The 22,351-nt window shown below is 65.9% G+C and carries 19 protein-coding genes; 10 read left to right on the top strand and 9 right to left on the bottom strand.

What is annotated here, in order from left to right; genetic code table 11:
* Positions 1 to 17 precede the first annotated feature (17 nt).
* The 3 genes from ACTCB7_RS12045 to thpD all read left to right on the top strand — a co-directional run bounded on the left by ACTCB7_RS12045 (position 18) and on the right by thpD (position 4,334).
* Complete coding sequence (locus tag ACTCB7_RS12045; protein WP_463006855.1) at positions 18 to 1,682, top strand: dihydrolipoyllysine-residue acetyltransferase; 1,665 nt, start codon at positions 18 to 20, stop codon at positions 1,680 to 1,682.
* Between the two features lie 19 nt (positions 1,683 to 1,701).
* Positions 1,702 to 3,297, top strand: coding sequence for a protein kinase domain-containing protein (locus ACTCB7_RS12040; protein WP_463006854.1), 1,596 nt, complete (start codon positions 1,702 to 1,704; stop codon positions 3,295 to 3,297).
* 128 nt (positions 3,298 to 3,425) lie between these two features.
* Positions 3,426 to 4,334 (top strand): ectoine hydroxylase, encoded by a 909-nt coding sequence (gene thpD / locus ACTCB7_RS12035; protein ID WP_163649043.1) that lies wholly within the window; start codon positions 3,426 to 3,428, stop codon positions 4,332 to 4,334.
* Positions 4,335 to 4,433: 99 nt separating this feature from the next.
* On the opposite strand, the gene ACTCB7_RS12030 is transcribed toward thpD, so the two are convergent.
* Entirely contained in the window at positions 4,434 to 5,456 is a 1,023-nt protein-coding gene (locus ACTCB7_RS12030; protein WP_163649042.1) for a potassium channel family protein, read from the bottom strand.
* 127 nt (positions 5,457 to 5,583) lie between these two features.
* Here ACTCB7_RS12030 and ACTCB7_RS12025 point away from each other — a divergent pair, with 127 nt between their 5' ends.
* Positions 5,584 to 6,174 (top strand): DUF4202 domain-containing protein, encoded by a 591-nt coding sequence (locus ACTCB7_RS12025; protein ID WP_163649041.1) that lies wholly within the window; start codon positions 5,584 to 5,586, stop codon positions 6,172 to 6,174.
* Between the two features lie 9 nt (positions 6,175 to 6,183).
* On the opposite strand, the gene ACTCB7_RS12020 is transcribed toward ACTCB7_RS12025, so the two are convergent.
* Positions 6,184 to 7,833, bottom strand: a complete 1,650-nt coding sequence (locus tag ACTCB7_RS12020) for an FMN-binding glutamate synthase family protein (protein ID WP_163649040.1) — start codon at positions 7,831 to 7,833, stop codon at positions 6,184 to 6,186.
* Between the two features lie 135 nt (positions 7,834 to 7,968).
* Here ACTCB7_RS12020 and ACTCB7_RS12015 point away from each other — a divergent pair, with 135 nt between their 5' ends.
* On the top strand, positions 7,969 to 9,030 hold the full coding sequence (locus ACTCB7_RS12015) for a hypothetical protein (protein ID WP_463006853.1): 1,062 nt from the start codon (positions 7,969 to 7,971) through the stop codon (positions 9,028 to 9,030).
* A gap of 19 nt (positions 9,031 to 9,049) precedes the next feature.
* Here the strand turns inward: ACTCB7_RS12015 and ACTCB7_RS12010 are convergent, their stop codons facing one another.
* Together ACTCB7_RS12010 and ACTCB7_RS12005 are read right to left on the bottom strand one after the other, a co-directional pair.
* Positions 9,050 to 10,048 carry a ribose-phosphate diphosphokinase gene (locus tag ACTCB7_RS12010; protein ID WP_463006852.1) on the bottom strand — a complete coding sequence of 333 codons (999 nt, stop codon included), beginning with the start codon at positions 10,046 to 10,048 and terminating at the stop codon, positions 9,050 to 9,052.
* Between the two features lie 85 nt (positions 10,049 to 10,133).
* A complete protein-coding gene (locus ACTCB7_RS12005) occupies positions 10,134 to 10,889 on the bottom strand; it encodes a helix-turn-helix domain-containing protein (RefSeq protein WP_163649035.1) in 756 nt (251 codons plus the stop codon).
* Positions 10,890 to 11,146: 257 nt separating this feature from the next.
* Here ACTCB7_RS12005 and ACTCB7_RS12000 point away from each other — a divergent pair, with 257 nt between their 5' ends.
* On the top strand, positions 11,147 to 11,665 hold the full coding sequence (locus tag ACTCB7_RS12000) for a hypothetical protein (protein WP_463006851.1): 519 nt from the start codon (positions 11,147 to 11,149) through the stop codon (positions 11,663 to 11,665).
* A gap of 18 nt (positions 11,666 to 11,683) precedes the next feature.
* Here the strand turns inward: ACTCB7_RS12000 and ACTCB7_RS11995 are convergent, their stop codons facing one another.
* Positions 11,684 to 12,097: a SpoIIAA family protein gene (locus tag ACTCB7_RS11995; RefSeq protein WP_463006850.1), complete on the bottom strand. Its 414-nt coding sequence runs from the start codon at positions 12,095 to 12,097 to the stop codon at positions 11,684 to 11,686.
* 119 nt (positions 12,098 to 12,216) lie between these two features.
* Between ACTCB7_RS11995 and ACTCB7_RS11990 the strand changes: the two genes are divergently transcribed.
* From ACTCB7_RS11990 to ACTCB7_RS11980, 3 genes are all read left to right on the top strand, one after another.
* A complete protein-coding gene (locus ACTCB7_RS11990; RefSeq protein WP_463006849.1) occupies positions 12,217 to 13,398 on the top strand; it encodes a BaiN/RdsA family NAD(P)/FAD-dependent oxidoreductase in 1,182 nt (393 codons plus the stop codon).
* Positions 13,399 to 13,499: 101 nt separating this feature from the next.
* Positions 13,500 to 14,801, top strand: a complete 1,302-nt coding sequence (gene egtB / locus ACTCB7_RS11985; RefSeq protein WP_240464699.1) for an ergothioneine biosynthesis protein EgtB — start codon at positions 13,500 to 13,502, stop codon at positions 14,799 to 14,801.
* Positions 14,802 to 14,880: 79 nt separating this feature from the next.
* Entirely contained in the window at positions 14,881 to 16,740 is a 1,860-nt protein-coding gene (locus ACTCB7_RS11980; RefSeq protein WP_463006848.1) for a DUF3413 domain-containing protein, read from the top strand.
* A gap of 102 nt (positions 16,741 to 16,842) precedes the next feature.
* Here the strand turns inward: ACTCB7_RS11980 and ACTCB7_RS11975 are convergent, their stop codons facing one another.
* From ACTCB7_RS11975 to ACTCB7_RS11960, 4 genes are read right to left on the bottom strand one after another with little or no spacing between them, the layout of a single operon-like run.
* Positions 16,843 to 17,136 carry a YqjK-like family protein gene (locus ACTCB7_RS11975; RefSeq protein WP_463006847.1) on the bottom strand — a complete coding sequence of 98 codons (294 nt, stop codon included), beginning with the start codon at positions 17,134 to 17,136 and terminating at the stop codon, positions 16,843 to 16,845.
* Positions 17,123 to 17,518, bottom strand: a complete 396-nt coding sequence (locus ACTCB7_RS11970) for a phage holin family protein (protein WP_463006846.1) — start codon at positions 17,516 to 17,518, stop codon at positions 17,123 to 17,125. The genes ACTCB7_RS11975 and ACTCB7_RS11970 overlap by 14 nt, the downstream gene beginning before the upstream one ends.
* A complete protein-coding gene (locus ACTCB7_RS11965; RefSeq protein WP_463006845.1) occupies positions 17,518 to 17,859 on the bottom strand; it encodes an ElaB/YgaM/YqjD family protein in 342 nt (113 codons plus the stop codon). Before ACTCB7_RS11965 ends, ACTCB7_RS11970 begins: the two co-directional genes overlap by 1 nt.
* Before the next feature lie 59 nt (positions 17,860 to 17,918).
* The gene (locus ACTCB7_RS11960) at positions 17,919 to 18,848 is read right to left on the bottom strand and encodes a phospholipase A (protein ID WP_463006844.1); all 930 of its coding nucleotides are present in this window, start codon (positions 18,846 to 18,848) and stop codon (positions 17,919 to 17,921) included.
* Positions 18,849 to 18,986: 138 nt separating this feature from the next.
* Here ACTCB7_RS11960 and mscK point away from each other — a divergent pair, with 138 nt between their 5' ends.
* Complete coding sequence (gene mscK / locus ACTCB7_RS11955; protein ID WP_463006843.1) at positions 18,987 to 22,349, top strand: mechanosensitive channel MscK; 3,363 nt, start codon at positions 18,987 to 18,989, stop codon at positions 22,347 to 22,349.
* Positions 22,350 to 22,351: the final 2 nt, after the last annotated feature.

Genomic DNA, 22,351 nt, shown 5'->3' with positions numbered 1-22,351 from the left:
AGTTCGGGAGAGAAGACATGAGCGATTTCATTCTGCCGGACATCGGCGAAGGCATCGTCGAGTGCGAGCTGGTCAAGTGGCTGATTCAGGAAGGTGACGTCATCGAGGAGGATCAGCCGGTCGCCGAGGTGATGACCGACAAGGCGCTGGTCGAGATTCCCGCCCCTCATGCGGGGCGCGTGACCCGGCTCTATCACCGCGAGGGCGAGACAGCCCGGGTGCACTCGCCACTGTTCGCCGTCGAGCCACTGGAGGAGGGTGCCAGTCAGGGAGCTGTCGACCGTGACGAGCCGGCGGATCAAACCACGGACGAATCGGGCGCGGCTGTTGCAGCGGCCGAGTCGTCTGCGGCCGCGAGTGACACGGGCAGCCCCGAGGGTGAAGACGCGACGAGCGAGGACTTCATCCTGCCGGATATCGGCGAGGGCATCGTCGAGTGCGAGGTGGTCGAATGGCGCATCCGCGAGGGCGACGAGATCGAGGAGGACCAGCCGGTGGTCGACGTGATGACCGACAAGGCGCTGGTCGAGATTACCGCGCCCAGGGCCGGGCGCGTCACACGGCTCTACTACCAGCCCCGGGAAAGTGCCCGCGTTCATGCGCCGCTGTTTGCCTATGTGCCCCGTGACCGGCAGGCCGACGCGGCGGCTCCATCACCCCGTCACAAGTCGTCTCACCGCGGCCCGACCGAGCGCGGCCCGACCGACACGGCGTCTGCCGAAAGCCTCCGGGGATGCCGCACCGCCGGCACGGGCCAGGGGCCCTACGGGCGGATCCCCGCCAGCCCGGCGGTGCGGCGCCTGGTACGCGAGCTGGGCGTGAGCCTCGTGGACGTGCCGGGCTCCGGCAAGCACGGCCGGGTGCTCAAGGAAGATATTCTCGCCTTCGAGAAAGCGCGTGATGACAAGACGGCGGCCTCGACGCCGGCGGCGTCGAGCACGCCCGAACGCGCCACGGCCGGGCAGGCGGCGGATGGCGAGGTACGTGTCGAGCCGCTGCGCGGAGTGCGTGCGGCGATGGCCCGGCGCATGAGCGAGGCATCGGCGACCATTCCCCACTTCAGTTACGGTGACGAGATCGACGTCACCGAGCTGCTGGCGCTGCGCGAACGGCTCAAGCCGATGGCCGAGCGCGACGGCACCCGGCTGACGCTGATGCCGTTGATCATGAAAGCGCTGGGCCTGGCGGTGACGGCCTATCCGATCCTCAACAGTCGGCTCAGCGACGACGGCAGCGAGATCCACTATCAGCCGCACTGCAATGTGGGCATGGCGGTGGACAGCCGGGCGGGGCTGCTGGTGCCCAACGTCAAGCGCGTCGAGCGGCTCAGCGTGCGCGAGATTGCCGACGAGGTGGCGCGGCTGACCGAGGCCGCCCGCGAGGGCCGGGTGAGTCAGGCCGACCTGCAGGGCGGCACCATCAGCATCTCCAACATCGGGGCGCTGGGCGGCACCTATGCGGCGCCGATCATCAACCCGCCGGAGGTGGCGATCGTCGCCCTGGGGCGGGTCCAGACCCTGCCGCGCTTCGATGCCGACGGCAAGGTGGTGTCGCGCGCGATCATGACCATCACCTGGTCGGGCGACCACCGGATCATCGACGGTGGCACCATCTCGCGCTTCTGCAATCGCTGGAAGGACTACCTCGAGGCGCCGCAGACGATGTTGCTCGACATGACGTGAACATGGCGAAGAGGGCGGCATGGCCCGGGATACGCTCGAACAGTTCTACATCCCCGAAGAGCAGTCGATCTATCTGCTCAGTCACGACGATGCCCGCAAGCTCAAGGACTGGGTCGCGCTGTGCCGCACCCAGCTCGAGCAGCTCGGCTATCGCGACATCGAGCTGGTCGGCAAGGGCGCCTACGGTTTCGTCTTCGCCGGTGTCTCGGCGCACGGCGAGCGCCATGTCTTCAAGTTCTCGCGGATCACCCTGCCGCAGCACCTTCAGGACCGCCTGGAGGAAGAGGCGTTCATGCTCGAGCAGGTCGATCATCCGCGAGTGCCCAGGCTGGTCGCCTTCCAGCGCATTCGCCGCCAGTCGATCCTGGTCATGGAGCGCGCGCCGGGGAACAATCTCGAGGAGTATTCGCTGCGTCACGGCCGCCTGCCGCCGCGCCTGGTGGTGCATATCGCCGCCCAGCTCGCCGACATCCTGCGTAGCCTGCGACGCGAAGCCGGGCCGCACGGCAAGCCGGTGGTTCACGGCGACATCAAGCCCTCCAACCTGGTCTTCGACCCGCGCACCGAGCGCGTGGCGCTGATCGACTGGGGCTCCTCGGTGTTCGCCCAGCTCGATGCCAGGGGCCAGTTCGTCTCCAATAGTGTCATGGAGCTGATGTCCGGCGACCTGCAGCACACCAATGCCCGGCTGGGCGATGTCTATTTCATCGGCGACGAGCAGTTGAACGGCGGCCTGTCGTCGCCGCGCTTCGATGAGCAGGGTGTGGCCGCCACCCTCTATGCACTGGCCTCGGCGCAGTCGTGTCGCTTCGGCCGGCGCGCGATCCCGGCAACGTCGCTCGGCCTGCCCGTCGAGTTCGCCCGGGTGCTGGACGGCATGCTCGACGCCGACCCGCAACATCGCCGCCGTGCCGGCGACTACTTCCTCGCTGCGATGCCGCGCCTGGCGCGACTGGTCATGGTCGACCTGCCCGAGCCGGCCGAGTCGGCGCAGATCCCGGTCTGGACCCGGTCCGGGCGCGGCGAGATCGATACCGTGGTCTACAGCTCGCGCAAGGCGTTCCTGCGCGAGGCGGTCGCCACCGACACCTTGCGGGCGGTCAACGACGTCCAGCTCGATCGCTATTACCGGACCTTCATGCAAGGCATGGGCGAGACCGAAAAGGCCTTTCTCGCCGCAGTCAGCCGGCTCGGCAAGTATCCTGTGGTGGGTGGGCTGGCGGTGCGCTGGGCGAGCGACGGCGTGTACATCGACAGCGTCCTCGACCTGCACGACCCGTCGCTCAAGCGTGCCTTCGTTGCCGCGGTCAACAACATGGTCACGCTGGCGCGGGCGATCTACCGCCGCGGCATCTTCAAGAGCTGCCTGTTCAATGCCCGCGACACGCGACACATCGACCGCACCGACCCCGAGGCACCGTTTCGGCCCCCGGCGGGCATGACGCTGCCCTACGAGGTGAGTGCCGTGCCGCTGATCCGCGGGCTGGGCGTGTCCGGCTACATGAAGATGCCCTACAAGGACACTCGGAGCTTCTCGCATATCGAGCGTCTGCCGGCACGCTTCTATCCCCGCAATCCCCGCGAAGCCGCTCGCGCTGGCTTTGGTGCCGCTTGATCGTCACGTTCTCGAAGCCGTAACGAAACATCACATCATGGGTTTGTGAAGGCACGCCTTGGCGACTACGTTGAGGCGGAATCGGTCAATCTTGACCCTTCGATGGCAGACTAAAGGAGGAGTTTGCGATGAAAGAGACCCAGGATCTTTTCCCGACCCGTCTCGAACGAAAGCTGGGCATGTTCGAGCGTATCGATCCCGTGGTACACAGCGCCGACGAGCAGCGTGCCAATGGTCCCCTCAGCGAAGCACAACTCGATGAGTTCGACAGAAAAGGATTTCTGTCCTTCGAGGGGTTCTTCGGTCAGGAGGAAATGGACGCCTTCCTGCAGGAACTGCGCGATTACGAGGATGACGAGGACCTCAAGCTTTCCGAGGGCACTATCCTTGAGCCGGGCAAGCAGGAAATCCGCTCGGTCTTCGGCATTCACGAGGTCTCCGAGCACTTCAGCCGGCTGACCCGGGATCCGCGCCTGCTGGCAATGGTGCAGCAGATTCTCGGCAGCGAGGTTTATATCCACCAGTCACGCATCAACTACAAGCCCGGCTTCAAGGGCAAGGGCTTCGACTGGCACTCGGACTTCGAGACCTGGCACAGTGAGGATGGCATGCCGCGCATGCGCTCGCTGAGCTGCTCGATCATCCTGACCGACAATGGCGAGTTCAATGGCCCGCTGATGCTGATCCCCGGTTCCCACCGGCAGTTCGTGCCCTGTGTGGGTCGCACGCCGGAGGACAACTACAAGGAATCGCTGAAAAGCCAGGAGATCGGTGTTCCGGACGAGGCCAGCCTGCGTGATCTGATGATCGAGGGCGACATCGAGGCGCCCAAGGGACCGGCCGGCTCGCTGGTGATGTTCGAGTGCAACACCATGCACGGCTCCAACATCAACATGTCCTGCTGGCCGCGCAGCAACCTGTTCTTCGTCTACAACAGCGTCGAGAATACGCTGCACGACCCGTACTGCGGCAACCGGCCGCGGCCGGAGTTCCTCGCCAATCGCAAGGACTGGCGTGCCTTGACCCCGGTGGAATGATGCCGGATGGCACGACCGTTCGGGCCGTTGCCCGACGAGACGCAACAGGCACCCCGCGGGGTGCCTGTTGTCGTTGAGTACCCTGAATCGCGGGCGCGCTTACTCACGGGCAAGCCCGTCTCCCCACACGTCGTGCCAGGCCCAGCCATCCTTTTCGATATAGGCGAGCAGCAGACGCTGGTTGCCCAGCGTCGCGTGCATCCGCCGCCAGGCTTCATCGTCGTGCGTGATACCCGGCAGAGTCGCGAAGTCATCGAGCGACGGAAGCCGCGGGGAACGCGAGGCCGGATGGATGAAGGCGCTGTCCAGCGTGGCGAGGAAACCATCGATCAGGGCCTGTGTGGTCGCCAACTGAAAGCGCACCGTCGCGGGCAGGGCGGGGCAGGCGTGCTGCAGAACCACCAGAGCCTGATAAAGCCGGGCCAGAGCGACCGGCAGGGCATGATCCGCGTGCCGGCTGTGGAAATAGTGCAGGACCGGGTAGGCCAGATGCTGCTGGCCCAGGCTGGCGATGTCGCCCTGCACCTGCTGCAGCTGGTTGGCCAGACTCCGGTAATCGCCGTCACCGGCGGTAGCGGCGGCGATCCGGCAGGGCGTGCGGCCGATCGCGCTGATCGTCAGGGCCAACTGGCGCTTGTGGGTGACCGCCGACACCACCGGCACGATGTAGGTCACGGCCAGGGTGAAGAGGATCAGGCCGTTGCTGGCGGCGACCACGCTCAAGAAGCGCCACAAGGCGTTGGCGGGCACGAAGTCGCCGTAGCCCAGGGTGGTGAGCGTGTAGCCGGTGAAGTAGGCGCGCTCGCCCAGCGAGGCGGCGACCCGTGAAGTGGCATTGACCACCGCGAGCGGTTCGCTGCTGAATAGCAACCACCAGCCCGTCCAGGCAATGACGATCCAGCTCAGCATCAGGGCGCCGGCAATGCAGGGGCCGGCGGCCGCAAGCAGGGCATGGTTGCGTCGGCGCCGATGCTGCCAGAGCAGCCATCGCCAGATGAGACTGATCAGGCGATTGGTGACGGGACCGGAACTCGAAGCCGAGAGGGTGGTGCGGGCGGCATCGTAGATTGCCAGCAGCACCAGGGCGCTGCCGGCCACGATGAACAACAGACTTTGCGACATGGAATCTCCTTTCCGTGTGTCGGGTGGCCGTCCTGGCCACCATGCCTGGCATGGCAAGGCATCATGGTACTACCCACGGCGCTTGCCGTAAGGTGAGGGGCTACGCAACGCTGCAGAGGAAACCGCCATGACCCCGACCGACACGCGCCTTGCTCGCGCCATCGAGTGCCTCGATGCCCTGCACGCCGAGGACCCCCGCAGCGTGCAGGTTGGCGGCGAAACCCTGCCCCACGAACTGCATTACGCCCACTGCATGAGCGCCTGGCTGGAGCGGGTGGCACCCGAGGCATCCGAGGCGCTGCGCCTGGCGGTGCGTGCCCAGCATCTTCAGCGTTGGCAGATCCCCCGGGACGACTATCCGCGTGATCGTCCCGGGTACCTGGCCTGGCGCCGCGACCTGGGGCGCCGACAGGCAGACATGGCGGCCGAGGTCCTGCGCGATGTCGGCTATGACGAGGCGACCGGCGAGCGGGTGGCGCGCCTGATCCGCAAGGAAGGGCTGCGGCGCGATCCCGAAACCCAGGCGCTGGAGGACACCGCCTGCCTGGTCTTTCTCGACAACGAGCTCGCCGAGTTCGCGACGCGTCACGACGAGGACAAGATCCTGCGCATTCTGCGCAAGACCTGGGCCAAGATGTCGCCGCGCGGCCGTGAACTGGCGATGATGATCGAGCTGCCTGAGGAGGCGCAGGCGCTGGTACAGCGCGCCCTTGCCTAGAGGGCGCACTCAGCGCAGCTTGGTCTGGCGCCGCTCGAGCAGCTCCTGCGGCGGATGAAAGGCATCGGCGCGGGCGCTTTCCCAGAAGTGGCGGAAGACATGATGGTCCGGCGTTCCACTCAGCAGTTCGCCCGGCTCGAGGTAGGCGTAGAGGGTATCCAGTGTCTGAACCTCGGTGCGCGAGGCCCGGCGCAGGACGTGTTCGGGGCCGAGTTGTTCGGGATGCGTCAGGCCCGCGGCGGCCAGCATCTCGGCCAGCGCCTTCAGGGTGTTCTCGTGGAACCGGGCGACGCGTTGCGACTTGTCGGCGACATCCAGCTTGCGGCCGCGGCGCGGGTTCTGGGTCGCCACGCCACTGGGGCAGCGGTCGGTATGGCAGGACATTGACTGAATGCAGCCCAGCGCGAACATGAAGCCGCGCGCGGCATTGCACCAGTCGGCCCCCAGGGCGATCGTGCGGGCCACGTCGAAGGCCGAAATGATCTTGCCCGAGGCGCCGACACGGATACGCTCGCGGAGCCCGGCGCCGACCAGGGTGTTGTGGACCAGCAGCAGCGCTTCGGTCAGTGGCATGCCCAGCCGGTTGATGAACTCCAGCGGGGCGGCGCCGGTGCCGCCTTCACCCCCGTCGACGACGATGAAGTCCGGGCGGGTATCGCTTTCCAGCATCGCCTTGACCAGCCCGAACCACTCCCAGGGGTGGCCGATGGCCAGCTTGATGCCCACCGGCTTGCCGCCGGACAGGTGTCGCAGGCGTTCGATGAAGGCCATCATTTCCAGCGGTGTGGTGAAGGCGCTGTGGCCGGCCGGCGAGACCACATCCCTGCCCTGTGGAACCCCGCGGGTGGCGGCGATTTCCGGCGTCACCTTGGCGGCCGGGAGAATCCCGCCGTGGCCCGGCTTGGCGCCCTGCGAGAGCTTGATCTCGATCATCTTGACCGACTCGAGGGTGGCGTTCTCGACGAAGCGTGATTCGCTGAAGCTGCCATCCTCGTTGCGACAGCCGAAGTAGCCCGAGCCGATTTCCCAGACGAGATCGCCACCGTAGCGGTGGTAGGGCGAGATCGCGCCCTCGCCGGTGTCGTGATAGAAGCCGCCCTGCTTCGCGCCCTTGTTCAGGGCGCCGATGGCATTGGCCGAAAGCGCCCCGAAACTCATCGCCGAAATGTTGAACACGCTGGCCGAATAGGGCTGGGCGCAGTCGGCGCCGATCACCAGGCGGAAGTCATGATCGTCGATCGTCGCCGGTCGTAACGAGGGGCTCATCCACTCGTAGCCCTCGGCGTAGAGATTCTGTATCGAACCGAAGGCCTTCTTGTCCGAGACGTTCTTGGCGCGCCGATAGACCAGGGAGCGTTGCTCGCGGGAGAATGGCCGGGCGTCGGTATCCGACTCGATGAAGTACTGGCGGATTTCAGGGCCGATCGACTCCAGCCAATAGCGAAAGTGGGCGAGGATCGGGTAGTTGCGGCTCACGGTGTGGCGCTTCTGGCACAGGTCGTAGGTACCCAGCGCGGCCAGAGCCCCAAGGAACAGGGCCGCCCAGCCCCATCCCGGTGCGGCAGGCCAGAGTGCCAGCGAGACGACCAGGCCGATCAGGCTGAAGGTGTAGGGGGCATAGCGGAAGGGAAGGCGACTCAGCAGTGACGGGTCGTGCATCGGTGGGCTCCTGTCGGCAATGCGGGACAGTCAAAAGCAGGCCGCTGCGCTTTGCAAGCGGGCATGGCCGGTCTGCTATGGTGAAGGAACCGATTGTCGGTTCCGCCGTTCCGGCGCCGCAGGGGGCCATCGCCGATGCCACGGCTCGTACAGCCGGCGCCACTGACGCTGGATGCCAAGCGTGCATTTCTTTCCAACCCGGCCAGTTACGGTATCGCTTCGCCCGTCGAGGTGGTGGAAACCCATGTGTCCTGGGTGTTTCTCACCCCACAACGTGTCTACAAGCTGAAGAAACCGGTCGTCTGGGATCATGTCGACTTCACCACCCTCGCGGCTCGGCGCGCCAATTGCCTGGCCGAAGTCACGCTCAATCGCCGTCTGGCCGCGCCGACCTATCTGGGAGTGGTGGCACTGGTACGCAATGGCACCGGCGACGTGCGGTTGTGTCGGGAACCGGCTCCCGGGGATGCGGTACAGGACTGGCTGGTCGAGATGCGACGCCTTCCCCGCGAGGAGATGCTGGACCGTCGCATTGCCACCGGACGTATCTCATGTGCCGACCTGGAGCCGGTGGTCGAGCGGCTGGTCGCGCTGTATCGGCATGCCGAGCCCGAGCCGCTGACCGGTGCCGAGTATCGGGGGTATTTTCGGCGTACCCTTGGCGAGCATGCCGACTCGCTGTGTGACGCCCGCTTGGGAATGGATCACCACCGCGTGCGTTGCCTTGAAGCCGGGCTTCAGGCGTTTCTGAGCCGCCATCCCGACCTCTTCGAGGCGCGCGTGGTTGCCGGTCGAATCGTCGAGGCGCATGGCGACCTGCGCCCGCAGCACATCTGTCTGATCGACCCGCCCCAGATCATCGACTGCCTGGAATTCGATCGTGACCTGCGTCGCCTCGACCCGCTCGATGAACTCGGCTTTCTGGCCATGGAGTGCCGGCGTAAAGGAGCCGCCTGGGTGGGGGACGTGATTCTCGACTGTTACGCATCGCTCAGCGGTGATGGCTGTCCGCCAAGGCTGGTGGCCTTCTATCAAGCCTACCGTGCATTCCTGCGTGCCCTGCTGGCCGCCTGGCATCTGCTCGACGAGGATTGTCGTGATCCGCAGCATTGGCGATGCAAGGCTGACGGCTATCTCGTCTTGGCCGAGGAGTATCTGGCCGAAACCGGACTCGACCGGGGAATTGCCTTACCTTGAGTCGGAGGGTGCCGAAACGTCAGGCCATGCCGCCTTCGGCGAGCTCGATCAGCGACCCGCCCGTGTGCAGGCGACGGATCGCCTCGCCGAGTAGCGGTGTGACATCGATCACGTCGAGCTTGTCTCTCACCGCCGAGTCCCGGAGGCGAAACGGCGGCACGGTGTTGCTGACCATGAGACGGCTCAGGTCGTCGGTCGCGAGGATCGTGTCGGAGTGTTCCGAAAAGAGCCCGTGGGTGGCCAGGGCGTGAACCTGCGCCGCCCCGTGCTCGAGAAAGGCTCTGGCTGCACGGGTCATGGTGGTGCCGCTGGCGATCAGGTCATCGACGACCAGCACGGTGCGCCCCTCGACATCGCCGGCGACGAGCTTGCCGGTCACCCGTCCCTCGCTGCGCTTCTTCTCCATGAAGGCCAGCGGAATCTCTTGGTCGAGCCGTCGCTCGAGCGACTCCCGGAAGGCATCGGCGCGCTTGACGCCGCCGACGTCCGGGGAAGCCACGCATAGCCGCTCGGGAGAAGGATTGTGGCCGAGCCAGGCGTCGATGAGGGCGTGTCGGGTCTCGAGCATGTCATTCGGGCAGCGGAAGGCGTTCTGGAAGGCGGCCACGTTATGCACGTCGAGCGTGACGAAGCGGTCTATGGTCATGGCCTCGAACAGCTGAGCGATATAGCGAGTGGTGACCGGATCGCGCGGCTTGGTGCGGCGGTCCTTGCGCGAATAGCCCAGGTAGGGGGCGACCATGGTGAGGCGCGCTGCGCCGGCGTCCCTGAGCGCCCCGAGCAGGAACAACACCCGTATCAGCTTGTCGCTGACGGCCTGCTCCGGGCTGCCGTAGAGTGACTGCACGAGGTAGACGTCACGCTCGCGCACGCTCATGGTCGGCCGTATCTTGTGCTCACCATCCTCGAAAGCACGCTCCTCGTGACTACCGTGCTCGGCGCCCGCGTGCCCGGCAACGTGGCCGGCAAAGTCGCTGTCGGCCGTCAGGCTGAAGACAAGCGGGGGGCTGAGCGTCATGCCGGTCTCCGGTAGGTCAGGGCGCGAGTCCTGATACGCCATACTCGCGGTACGCATCGTTGGAGCAAGTCGGTCGCCGCCCGACTCAGCCGAGCGAGGCCTGTCGACCCTCGCCTTCGGCAAGTCGCCGCAGTCCCTCGAGATCGAGAATCTGGAACTCACGGCCGCGGGTATCCATCAGCTGCTGCTGCTGGAAGCGGCTCAGAAGCCGGCTCACCGTTTCCACCGCCAGACCCAGATAATTACCGATATCGCCCCGGGACATGGCCAGCCGGAAGCAGTAGGGAGAGTAACCGCGTCGCCGGAAGCGTGCGGACATGGCCAAGAAGAAGCTGGCCAGTCGCACATCGGAGGTACGGCGCAGCAACAGGCGTACCAGCATGCGCTCGTGGTGCATCTCCCGGCTCATGGCGTGAAAGAGGTGATTGCGCATCTCGATGACCAACGGGTGTTGGCCTTCCAGACGCTTGAAGGGCACCTCGCAGACCGTGGTGGTTTCCAACGCGACCACACTGCCCGGATAGCGCTGGTCGCCGACCCCGTCGAGGCCGACCCACTCGCCGGGCAGGAAGAACTGGGTGACCTGATCCTCGCCCGAGGGCAAGCGCGACGACTGCTTGAGGCTGCCCGAACGAACAATGAAGAAGCTGGAGAAGGTGGCGCCCTGCTGGAACAGTACCTGACGCTTGTGCAGCGGTGGGGATTGCCGGGTCAGCGACTCGAACTGTTCCATCTCCTGAAACGTCAGTGTCGACGGTGTACAGAGTGAACTGAGGCCGCATGTCTGGCAACGAGCATTGGCCTGGCGCGCCATTGGCGGGATGCGGCTGTGTGTCGTCATTTCCCCCTCCCGATACCGGGTATGCATTGTGAGTATGGAAGAGGGTTCAGAGGGGAAAAAGGCTGGTATTCGCCATCAAGATCAGGTGAGTTTGCTGGTCTTTTTTAGGCTATCGGCACACGCATGACCTCCATCAAAGTTTATTGAAGCCTCGCTGACTACAGTGCGCCGCAAGACGCAACAAAACAATCAGAATGCCGGTCGGCGGGTCAAAGCCGCACGGTGTCACACGCCACTTTATTACAGGGGGGAGTGCCATGCTGGTCGCACTCGACACCAAGAAGACTGTGCTGCTGCCCGAGGAGGGGAGCCTCCGGGCCATTGCGCATGAGGCGGAAGAGGGCGCTCACTATTACCAGTTGTCGCTGCGCTTTCTGGCTTATCAGCCGGCCGTGAGCCGACTCTTCGATATTCTCGCCGGCGAGTGTCGCGAGCGCGTCAAGGCGCTGGCAAGCACGGCAGAGCGCATGCAGCTGGTGGAGCGAGCGACGCTGAAGGCCAACTCCCGGGTACTGGCCGAGGCACCCGCTTGCAGCCACTTCTTCGTTACCGATGAAGGCATGGCCTCGCAGCTCATTCGGGAGGCGCTACAGAGGGCCGAGCAGTCCTTGTCGTGCTACCGCTTCTGGTTCGGCCTCAATGCGGTGACCGCCTGGCAGCCCCTGCTCAAGGACATCGTCGCCCAGAAGCGTGCCGAATGCCGGTTGCTCGCCGAGAGCGTGCCCGGTGAATACTCGCCGCTTTCCCCAGTGCTGGCGGAGCGTTGCATCGCCTGAGCCGAGTGGTGTCGCGAATCACCCGGCTCGTCGGTCCGAGGCGGCCGGAGCCGGGTGATTCGGCAATTCGCTGGCCCAGTCCATGGCCGCTTGATGCTGGTGGTTGGTAAACACCCGTACCGTCAGCGGCGCGAACAGGCGGCTTTCCAGTGCCGCCACCGGCCTCAGCCAGTGCTGGTCCGAGACGATGGCCACGTGGTGAAAATGGTCCAGCTGGCCGACCTGGGTAAGTCCGTAACCGATATCGCGCAGCAGGGCCGTGGGGGTCATGCTGCGTAACGCATCGAGATCCAGGTAAAGACTGACTCTAGGGTGATGGGTCTTGGCGGCTTCGATGGCATCGATGATGGTCTGCAGTTCGTCCGCATCGAGCCGGCCGCCGAGGCGCATGGCCAGTACGTGGGGTGCCGGGGCGTCGATCCATTCGAGCATGAGAGAGGCTCCATGAGAGCCGTATTCTGAGCCTAGCAGAGAATCCGGGGCGACGGCCTGGCTCATGGGAGCGGGATTGGTAGAATGCCGCCTCCATTGTCGTCCCGGAGCCCGTGAGGATGAAGTCCAATCCCGATGTGGTGGTCATCGGCGCCGGCGCCGCCGGCCTGATGTGTGCGCTGACCGCCGGTTACGCCGGCCGGCGCGTGCTGGTGCTCGATCATGCCGGCAAGCCCGGCCGGAAGATCCTGATGTCGGGGGGTGGCCGATGCAACTTCACCAACCTGGCGACCGGGCCACAGCATTTCTTTTCCGCCAACCCGCACTTCTGTATCTCGGCGCTCAAGCGCTATCGCCCCGAGCATTTCCTCGAGCTGGTCGAGCGTCATGGTATCGAACCGGTCGAGAAGGCCCCCGGGCAACTATTCTGTGCCGACTCCTCACGGCCGATTCTCGACATGCTGCTGACCGAATGCGACTGGGCCGGCGTGACGCTCCAGCTGGCGACGTCGATCGCGCGTATCGAGCGCCACGGTGAGGGCATGCGCCTGACCACGAGCCACGGCCCGATCGACACGGGCGCGGTGGTCATCGCCACCGGCGGGCTGTCGATTCCCACGATGGGCGCCAGCGGCTTCGGGCACGATGTGGCGCGTCAGTTCGGTCTGGCGGTGACCGATCTGCGTGCCGCGCTGGTGCCCTTCACCCTGACCTCGCAGTGGAAGGCTCGGGCCGCCGCCCTGTCCGGCGTGTCCTGCGAGGTGGAGGTGCGGTGTCGCGACGGACGTTACCGCGAGCCGTTGCTGTTCACGCATCGCGGCCTGTCGGGGCCGGCGATGCTGCAGATTTCCAGCTACTGGCAGCCGGGGGACGCCCTGGAGATCGACCTGCTGCCCGGGCTGGACGCCGTGGCGGCATTGCGCGAGGCGCGCGAGTCGACCCCGCGCCGCCATCTGTCGACCTGGCTGGGCCAGCAGCTGCCCAGGCGCCTGTCGCAGGCGCTGGTGGAATGGTACGAGGATGACGGCGTGCTCGCCGAGTGCAGCAATGCCCGCCTGCAGCGCTGGGGAGAGCGTCTCAACCACTGGACGATCAAGCCGGCCGGCACTGAAGGCTGGCGCACCGCTGAGGTGACGCTGGGCGGGGTGGATACCGGCGCGATCTCGTCGAAGACCTTTGCCGTCGACGGGCTTCCACAGCTGCGCTTCATCGGGGAGGTGCTGGATGTGACCGGTGAGCTGGGCGGCCACAACTTCCAGTGGGCCTGGTCGTCGGGCGTCGCCTGTGGCCTGGCGTTGTAAAAGCCCTGTGAAATGACAAGAGAGCCTTGAAGGTCCGGCATGGCTGCCTACGCTGAGGACGAGCAGCCAAGGATGACACCGGAATTTTCAGGAGCCGCAGCATGTCCTCTTCCTTCATGTCGCACGTCGATGACGCCCCCTGCGACCTGGCCGGCGCGTGGGGGCCGCGCTATCGAAAGACGCGCCTGGCCAGCGAGACGATCTGTGCACCGTTGCATGCCGAAGACTACGTCGTCCAGAGCATGCCCGACGTCAGCCCGCCCAAGTGGCATCTGGCGCATGTCAGCTGGTTTTTCGAGACGTTCCTGCTGATCCCGTTCCTGAACGGCTACCGGCCCTTCGACCTGGCCTACGACCGCCTGTTCAATTCCTACTACGAGACGCATGGCCAGCCGTTCCCACGCCCGCGGCGCGGGGTGATTTCACGCCCTACCGTGGCGGAAATATACCGTTATCGCGCTCATGTGGACCAGGCCATGGAGCGGCTGCTGCAGGCACCGCCGGCCGAGCATGTCGACACCATCCGCGAACGTATTGAACTGGGCTTGCACCATGAACAGCAGCATCAGGAACTGCTGCTCATGGATATCAAGCACATTCTCGCCCAGAATCCGCTGAATCCGGCCTACCGTGGCGATCTGGCACCGCCGCCCTCGGTCGAGGCGGCGCCGCTCGCCTGGCATGCCTACCCGGCCGGGGTGCAGGTGATCGGCGTGGCGGACACGGACACCGGGTTCTCGTTCGACAACGAACGCCCTCGTCACCGGCGCTTTCTCGAGGCCTTCGAGCTCGCCGCGAGGCCGGTCACCAATGGCGAGTTCCTGGCCTTTATCGAGGATGGCGGCTACCGCCGCCCCGACCACTGGCTCGCCGATGGCTGGCAGCAGGTCAACGACGCCGGGTGGCAGGCACCGCTTTACTGGTTCCGTGAGGGCGGGGTCTGGCATCACATTACACTCGGCGGGCTCAGGCCGGTGGATCTCGAGGCGCCGGTCTGTCATGTGAGCTTCTTCGAGGCAGACGCCTATGCTCGCTGGGCCGGGGCGCGGTTGCCCGACGAAGCCGAATGGGAGGTTGCCGCCCGTGACGCGGCGCCGGCGGGCAATCTGGCCGAATCCGACCATCTGCAGCCGGTGGCCGCGGCAGCGCCGGGAGAGGGGCCGGGTCAGCTGTTCGGTGATGTCTGGGAATGGACCGGCAGTGCCTATCGCCCCTATCCCGGTTTTCGCACCGCGCCCGGGAGCCTGGGCGAGTACAACGGCAAGTTCATGTCGGGGCAGATGGTGCTGCGTGGCGGTGCCTGTGTTACGCCGCAGGCGCATGTGCGGGCCAGTTATCGCAATTTCTTCCCGCCGCCGGCACGCTGGGCCTTTACCGGCTTTCGCCTGGCGCGGGACGTCTGACACGGGCAGGGGAGACCTGCGCAGGCGTGGCTGAACGTGCCATACTGGCGCTCCTTCACGTCATTGCTGTTGCAGGTCCATGAACTCGACACCTTCTTCTCCCCTACGGCAGCGGCTACGGGGGTCGCTGGCTTTCGCGCTGGTCAACCTGGTAGCCGTCTGGCTGATCGCGCTGCGTTACACGCCTTTTCTGCAGGTGCCGCACGATCCGCTGGGGGTCACCTATCTGATCGTGACCTGGATCGGGCACTTCGGTTTTTTGACCCTGCTGGTGTGGCTGCCTCTGGCCGTGCTGGCGCTGGTTCTTCCCCGGCGCGTGCTGTGGCTGCCGGCCAGTCTGCTGGCCATGGCCGGCTTGTGCCTGATGCTGGTGGACACCGTGGTGTTCGCCCAGTACCGCTTTCATATCAATCACTTCATGGTGTCGTTGTTCCTCAACGACAAGAACGGCGAGATCTTCAGCTTCACGACCTCGACCTGGTTGATCGTCGCCGGGGTGTCGCTCGGTGTGTGGCTGGCCGAGGCCTGGCTGGCCTGGCGGCTATTGGGCTGCGATCGAGTGCGCCGGCTGCCACTATGGCGAGGCAGCGGCGTGCTGCTGCTGGCGCTGGTGGCCAGTCATGCCATTCACATCGTCGCGGATGCCCGCTACCAGCGCAGCGTGACCCAGCAGGTCAACATCTTTCCGCTGCTGTTCCCGGCCACGGCCAAGAGCTTCATGGAGGCTCATGGCTGGCTCGACCCGCGCGCCATGCGGGCGGCGCGGGCCGACATCACCCACGAGGCACCCGACGACATCGACTGGCCTAAGGCGCCGTTGCAGTGCAGCCCGGGCGACACGCCGCCCAACGTGCTGCTGGTGCTGGTCGACACCTGGCGCCACGATGAGTACGGGCCGCGCAACACGCCGGTCATGGTGAGCGAGCTGAAGGGCGATTCGCTGCGTTTCATGAACCACTACAGTGGCGGCAACAGCACCCGCACCGGGGTCATGAGCCTGTTCTACAGTCTGACCGGCAACTACTACCATCGGCTGCAGAACTCCCAGACACCGTCGCTGTTGCTCGAGCAGTTGCAGGCCAACGATTACCGGCTGGGGATTTTCGCCTCGGCGAGTCTCGACAGCGTCGGCTTCGACCGTTCGATCTTTTCGTCGGTGCCCAGTCTGCATTCCTCGCCCGGAGGTGACACCCCCGCCGAACGGGATCGGCTGACCACCCAGGCCTGGCTCGACTGGCAGGCCCGACGCCGCGACGGCGATGCGAAACGTCCCTGGTTCGGCATGGTCTTCTATGATGCGCCGCATGGCTACAGCGTGCCGAAGGGGGGCGAAACACCCTTCCAGCCCTCGGCCTCGGGCATGAACTATCTGGATCTGGGGCCGGACACCGATCCCGAACCCTATTTCAACCTGCATCGCAACGCCGTCTACAACGTGGATCAGCGCATCGGTCGCGTGATCGAGGATCTGAAGCGTCATGGCGAGTGGCAGAACACCCTGGTGATAGTCACCGGCGATCATGGCGAGTCGTTCAATGACTTCGGTCGCAATTACTGGGGCCATAACAGCCACTTTGCCGCGCCCCAGACCGAGGTGCCGATGATCGTTCACGGCCCCGGCGTGACCCCGGGCGAGCATCGCGGCACGACCAGCCACATGGACGTGGTGCCGATGCTGATGCGTCACGTACTGGGGTGCAGCAACCCGGTTTCCGATTATGCTCAGGGCCAGGACCTGCTGAAGCCGGGGCTGGATCATGACTGGGTCACCTCCAGCAGCTATCTGGACAATGCCGTGATCGAGGACGATCGCATTACCGTGATCAATACTACCGGCGGCTGGCGCGTGGTGGATCGTCAGCTGAATCCGCTGGAGGAAACGATCTCGCCCGCCGTACGTCAGGCAATGCAGGAGATGCGCGCCTTCTATGCCCGCTGAACGGGCGTGATGCCCGCGGCGCCGACCTGGCCGGCGCCGTGGCAATCCTGTGGCGTGTGGTGGTGGTCAGAAACGAGGCAGGAGAGCGCCGCGCGGTGTCGCTCAGTGGCGGTGCAACGAGCGATAGACGGCGCGCAGGCGGTTGGCCAGCAGCAGGCCGGTCATGAGACGACGGGTAAGTCGCCCGGCCGAGCGCGGGCGGCGCAGGGTGCGCCACGATACCAGCCCCAGGGCGGCGAGAGTGGGCGCACGCCAGCGCATCAGCTTCTGCCAGCCGTGATCGATCGGCGCCGTGGCCTCGCGCCAGTCGCGCAAGGCCATGCCCATGTCCAGACGCTGCTGGAGAATCTGCGCGTCGAGCTGCTCGCGATAGGCCAGTCGTTCACGATGATTCACGGGAGGGCTCCAGCGCCTGACGATCCTGGGCGAGATGATGCAGGGTGGATTCCATCAGTCGGCGCTGCCTGGCCAACCGCCTTGCCCGCAGCGCCAGTCCGGCGGCCAGCAGCAGCAGGACAGCCGCGCAGAGGCTGATCGCCAGCAGGCGATGGTCCTCCCAGTACAGCACGACGACCAGCAGCAACAGCATGCCGACGCCGAACAGGAAGAGGATCAGGCTGGCGCCGACCAGCAGCAGAATCGTCAGCAGCCGGTCGCGCTCGAGCTCGAGCTCGAGCACCGCGAGACGCAGACGCGTCTCGCCGGTGGCGACCAGGTTGCCGATCAGGCGTCGGGCGGCGTCAATGACGCGTTCTGCCGGTCCCTGGCTCTCCGACATCAGCGCCGCCCGAGCAGCAGGCCGACGACCACGCCCACGGCCGCGCCGATGCCGATGCTGGTCCAGGGGTTCTCGCGGACATAGCGATCACAGGCGTCGGCGCCATCGAGCATGCCGTCCCGGGTGTCGTGGTAGAGCTTCTCGCCGCGGGCCTCGAGCCGGGCACGCGTGTCATGCAGCCGCTGCTGGGCGCGGTCACGTAGCTCCTTGACGTTGCTGCGCGAGTCCTCGGCGGTCGCGGCGACGAGTTCCTCGACGGTGCGGGACAGGTGCTGCAGGTCTTCCTTCAGCTGGGCCGTGCTGGCCTCGTGATCATGGTGCCCGGTGGGATGCATGGCCATGGTCGTGTCTTCCTTTGACGGTGAATGACGCTTTCATCATAGCAGCGTGTCCTGGCGGTTCAACGACTTCCCGGGATCCCGGCGAGGAAGGTATTGAGGCTGAAGCCGAGACCGAGACGCTGCACGTCGTTGTCGTAGTCGATCAGACTTTCTCCGTAGCCGTCGTAGTACTGGACGTAGCCGCGAATCTTGCCGGCCAGCGGAAAGGAGTAGTCGAGCTGCACCCCGTAGTGATGCTTGCCGGGATTGCCGCGCACCATCATCGACACTTCCTGGTCGCCGAAGGCGCGTACCAGGGTGACGTCGCCGTAGCCGATGTAGTTTTCCAGGTCGGGGTTGTCGTCGTTGGCCCGGCTTTCGGGCACTCGCCAGTGGGGCGCGACGCTCAGGGCCCATTCGCCGCGCTGGAACAGCAGGTCGGCATAGACCCGGTTCCAGCTGCGCGACAGCGGCTGCGAGCGGCCGTTGGACTGATGCGCGAAACCCACCCGGTTGAGGGTGTTGGTCCAGCCGAGGAAGGACAGGTCGTTGTCGAAGCTGAGGAAGGCTTCCGGCTCGTAGTTGGTCTCGCGGAAGGGGGCCGAGGCGTCGGAATTGTAGGCCTGCCACCAGCTGCGCTGGGTATAGGCGAAGTACAGGTCACCGTTGTCGCCGAAGATGTCGTCGAGCACGCTGATCTTCAGGCTCAGCTGGAACTTGACCTCGGCGTTGTCGGCGTTGGCCTCGTCGGTGATGGCGTTGAAGTCTTTCTGATTGGGGTTGGCGTTGTAGGTCCAGGGCAGCAGATAGTTGCGCCGATAGACGGTGATCGCCAGCGGGTTGCGGTTGGAGTCGCGCTCCAGCGCACGGCGGTTCTGCGCCTGCTCGAGTGCCGCCTCGGTGGCAGGGTCCGCCGCCGGGTCCTTCTGGGCGAGGGCTGTCAGCGGCAGGCCGAGTGTCAGCGAGAGCATCAGCCACGATATTGCCCTCGGCGTGGTCGGCAGGGCCATAGGTTACGTCCTGTAGGAGCTATCAAAGGTCCGTTTCTACCATGCCGGGCCGCCAAGTCAATTCCCGGTGGATTGCCAAGGGGGTGGCCGCCCCGCACAATCTCAGCGGCAAGGTGGCCGGTCAGAGGAGAGACAGGCGTGAGCAGGTGGGGGCGGAGAGCACTTTTCTGGGTGATCGTGACGGGCTGGCTGACAAGCCTGACGGTCTGGGCGCAGGACGATGTCCAGTTGCCGGAGCGGGGCACCGTCGAGCAGCAACTGCAGACCCTGGAGGCGGTCGACAAGCCGGATTCGGGCCAGCAGAGCACCATGGAGGTGCTGCGCTCGGTATTGACCACGCTCGACAAGATAAAGTCGGTCGAGAAGGAGCGCAACGCGCTCGAGAAGCGGCTCGAGCAGGCGCCGGACGAGATCGCCCGGCTGGAACGGGAAGCCCGCGACAGCGAGCGTCAGGCGCTGCCGTCCACCACGCAGCTGGAGTCGCTTTCCCGCGAGAAGCTGGAGGAAGACGTCGCCCAGACCCTGGACGAGCTTCAGACCCTGCAGAACCGGCTGGCCGATACCAATGCGCGCCTGATCGCGACCCAGACCTTGCCGGAGCGGGCGCAGACCACGATCTCCGAGGCCCTGGACAAGATCGAGAAGCTGCGCATGGCGCGCGATGATCAGACCGCCACCGATGACAGCCCGCAGGCCTGGCTGACCCAGGCGCAACTGCAGCTGGCCGAGAGCCAGCTGGCCCTGAACCGCCGCCAGCTGGCCACCAATACCCGTCTCAACTCGCTGGCGGAACGCCGGCGCGATGCCCTGATGCAGCGTATCGACAGCGTCGAGGCGCGGCTCAACCTGCAGCAGGCGGTACTCGACCAGCGGCGTCGTCAGCAGCTCGAGGCGGCGGTGACCGAAGCGGCCAGCCGCGATCCGCTGATCGCTGCCGGCCATCCGGTGGTGGTCAAGGCCCAGTCCCGCAATCGCGAACTTAGTCAGTCGCTGCTCGATGCCATCGACCGCCGGCACACCTATGAACGCAAGGGTGTCCGGGTGCGCACTCAGCTGGATCGCGTCCGGCAGGTGCAGCGTACCCTGACCGAACAGATCGAGGCGATCCGCGGCAGCCTGCTGCTGTCGCGGATCCTGCGCGAGCAGCGCCGCGAGCTGCCCGACATCGATGCCATGGAGGGGCTGCAGGAGCAGATCGCGGACATCCGTCTGAAGCAGTTCGAGCTGAGCCGCCAGCGCGATGACCTGCGCGACATCCCCGGCCTGGCGCGCCAGCGTCTCGAGGCGGCCGGGGTCGACCCGTCCCCCGCGCTTTTGAAGTCGCTCGAGAAGCTCTACCAGTCGCGGCGCGACCTGGCCGACGAGCTCGAGCAGGCCTACGGGGAGCTGCTGACCGCGGCCATCGACCTGCAACTCAATCAGCAGCAGCTGGTGTCCATCACCCGTGGGCTGCGCAAGACCATCGAGGAACAGCTGTTCTGGGTGGCCAACCGCAGCCCGTTGGGTCTGGATTGGCTGCGTCAGCTGCCGGCGACCGTGACCGAGAGTCTCGGCCCGGTCACCTGGCGCCAGATCGGCCACGCCCTGTCGGGCCCGTTGAAGGCCGGTGCCGGGTGGGGGCTGGTGCCGATACTGCTGGCCGGTGCCCTGGTCCTGCGTCGCCGGCAGATCAAGCGCTCCCTGCTGCAGCTCAATGACGAGATCGGCCGGCTCAAGCGTGACACCCAGATGCACACGCCGCGGGCCATCGGCCTCAACGCGCTGCTGGCGATCCACTGGCCGCTGGTACTCGCCGGGCTGGGTGCCGCATTGACTCTGGGCGGTGACGGCGCGCGCACCCTGCTGGGCTGGGCCTGTCTGCATCTCGCGCTGGCCTGGGGGGTGATCGAGCTGGCCCGACGGCTGCTGGTCAGCGACGGCGTGGCCATCCGGCACTTTCACTGGCCGGCGAAGTATGCTGCGCGGCTGCGCTGGCTGCTGTGGTGGCTGGGCGCCGCACTGATGCCGGTGCTGGTGGTCAGCACCCTGGCTCAGGAGGGGGGGCTGTCACTGGAGGATCGTCCCGTGGCACTGCTGGTCCTGCTGGCCGGCCTGGCGGCGATGAGCTGGGTCATCGCCCGGCTGATTCTGGCCCATGTGCCGTTCTTCGGCACCAAGGTATTCCGCCTGCTGCTCGGGCTGGGGCTGGCGGCCATCAGTCTGGTGCTGGGTGGGCTGATCGTGATGGGCTATGAGTACACCGCCCTGCAGCTGATCAACCGCTTCGTGATCAGCCTGTATATCCTGGGCGCCTGGATCCTGGTCGAGGCGGCCGTGGTGCGGGGGCTGGCGGTGGCCGCGCGGCGCCTGGCCTATCGGCGTGCGGTGGCCCGACGCCGCGCCCAGGTGCAGGAGGGCGCCGAGGGCGGTGTGGAGGTCGTGGAAGAACCGCCGCTGGATCTGGATCAGGTCAACCAGCAGTCGCTGCGTCTGTCCAAGCTGATCCTGTTCCTAGGCTTCACGCTGGTGCTGTACCTGGTCTGGGCCGACCTGCTCACCGCGCTGGCCTATCTGGACAACGTGGCAGTCTGGACCACCGAGCAGGGCCAGGGCGATGCGTTGACCACCACGCCGATTACCGTGGCCGACCTGCTGGTGGGGCTGTTCACCCTCATCCTGACCTTTGTCATGGCACGCAACCTGCCCGGCCTGCTGGAAGTGATGGTGCTCTCGCGGCTGTCGCTCAAGCAGGGCAGTGCCTATGCGATCTCCTCGCTGCTGTCCTATGCCATCGTCGGCACCGGGGTGGTGGCTTCGCTGGGCACGCTGGGCGTTTCCTGGGACAAGCTGCAGTGGCTGGTCGCCGCGCTCGGCGTGGGGCTGGGGTTCGGCCTGCAGGAGATCTTCGCCAACTTCATCTCGGGGCTGATCATCCTCTTCGAGCGGCCGGTACGCATCGGCGACACCATCACGCTGGGCAATCTGCACGGTACCGTCAGCCGTATCCGCATTCGCGCCACCACCGTGACCGATTTCGACCGCAAGGAAATCATCATTCCCAACAAGACCTTCGTCACCGACCAGCTGATCAACTGGTCGCTGTCGGACACCATCACCCGGGTGGTACTGACCTTCGGCGTGGCCTACGGCTCCGATCACCGGCGTGTCCACGAACTGCTGCGCCGGGCCGCCGATGAAAACCCGCGGGTGCTGGGCGATCCCGAGCCGCAGGTGTTCTTCATGGCCTACGGGGCGAGCACTCTGGACTTCGAGCTGCGCATCTTCGTCAACACGCTCGGAGATCGTCTGCTGGCCACCGACGAGATCAACGGCCGGGTCGGTGAGCTGTTCGCCGAGCACGGCATCGAGATCGCCTTCAACCAGCTGGATGTCTGGCTGCATCGCGCCGACGGCGCCGAGGCGAAGGTCGAGAGCCGTGCCGTGCCACCGGCGTCGGGCCCCCAGCCGAAGCAGAGCGACCCCGGCGCGGCAGGCATCGAGGCGGGGGACGCCGACCGCTGAGT

The organism is Modicisalibacter sp. (assembly GCF_055145905.1).
This window is presented reverse-complemented; position numbering and strand designations above follow the sequence as displayed.

Bases quoted from the DNA above. Each gene is read 5' to 3' on its own strand.
- ACTCB7_RS12045 (WP_463006855.1), top strand. From the start codon at position 18: ATGAGCGATTTCATTCTGCCGGACATCGGCGAAGGCATCGTCGAGTGC.
- ACTCB7_RS12005 (WP_163649035.1), bottom strand. From the start codon at position 10,889: ATGACGACACACAGCCGCATCCCGCCAATGGCGCGCCAGGCCAATGCT.
- ACTCB7_RS11970 (WP_463006846.1), bottom strand. From the start codon at position 17,518: ATGTCGGAGAGCCAGGGACCGGCAGAACGCGTCATTGACGCCGCCCGA.
- ACTCB7_RS11960 (WP_463006844.1), bottom strand. From the start codon at position 18,848: ATGGCCCTGCCGACCACGCCGAGGGCAATATCGTGGCTGATGCTCTCG.
- ACTCB7_RS12010 (WP_463006852.1), bottom strand. From the start codon at position 10,048: ATGACGCTCAGCCCCCCGCTTGTCTTCAGCCTGACGGCCGACAGCGAC.
- ACTCB7_RS12025 (WP_163649041.1), top strand. From the start codon at position 5,584: ATGACCCCGACCGACACGCGCCTTGCTCGCGCCATCGAGTGCCTCGAT.
- ACTCB7_RS12030 (WP_163649042.1), bottom strand. From the start codon at position 5,456: ATGTCGCAAAGTCTGTTGTTCATCGTGGCCGGCAGCGCCCTGGTGCTG.
- ACTCB7_RS12020 (WP_163649040.1), bottom strand. From the start codon at position 7,833: ATGCACGACCCGTCACTGCTGAGTCGCCTTCCCTTCCGCTATGCCCCC.
- ACTCB7_RS11980 (WP_463006848.1), top strand. From the start codon at position 14,881: ATGAACTCGACACCTTCTTCTCCCCTACGGCAGCGGCTACGGGGGTCG.
- ACTCB7_RS12040 (WP_463006854.1), top strand. From the start codon at position 1,702: ATGGCCCGGGATACGCTCGAACAGTTCTACATCCCCGAAGAGCAGTCG.
- ACTCB7_RS12015 (WP_463006853.1), top strand. From the start codon at position 7,969: ATGCCACGGCTCGTACAGCCGGCGCCACTGACGCTGGATGCCAAGCGT.
- ACTCB7_RS11990 (WP_463006849.1), top strand. From the start codon at position 12,217: ATGAAGTCCAATCCCGATGTGGTGGTCATCGGCGCCGGCGCCGCCGGC.
- ACTCB7_RS12000 (WP_463006851.1), top strand. From the start codon at position 11,147: ATGCTGGTCGCACTCGACACCAAGAAGACTGTGCTGCTGCCCGAGGAG.
- egtB (WP_240464699.1), top strand. From the start codon at position 13,500: ATGTCCTCTTCCTTCATGTCGCACGTCGATGACGCCCCCTGCGACCTG.
- ACTCB7_RS11995 (WP_463006850.1), bottom strand. From the start codon at position 12,097: ATGCTCGAATGGATCGACGCCCCGGCACCCCACGTACTGGCCATGCGC.
- thpD (WP_163649043.1), top strand. From the start codon at position 3,426: ATGAAAGAGACCCAGGATCTTTTCCCGACCCGTCTCGAACGAAAGCTG.
- ACTCB7_RS11965 (WP_463006845.1), bottom strand. From the start codon at position 17,859: ATGGCCATGCATCCCACCGGGCACCATGATCACGAGGCCAGCACGGCC.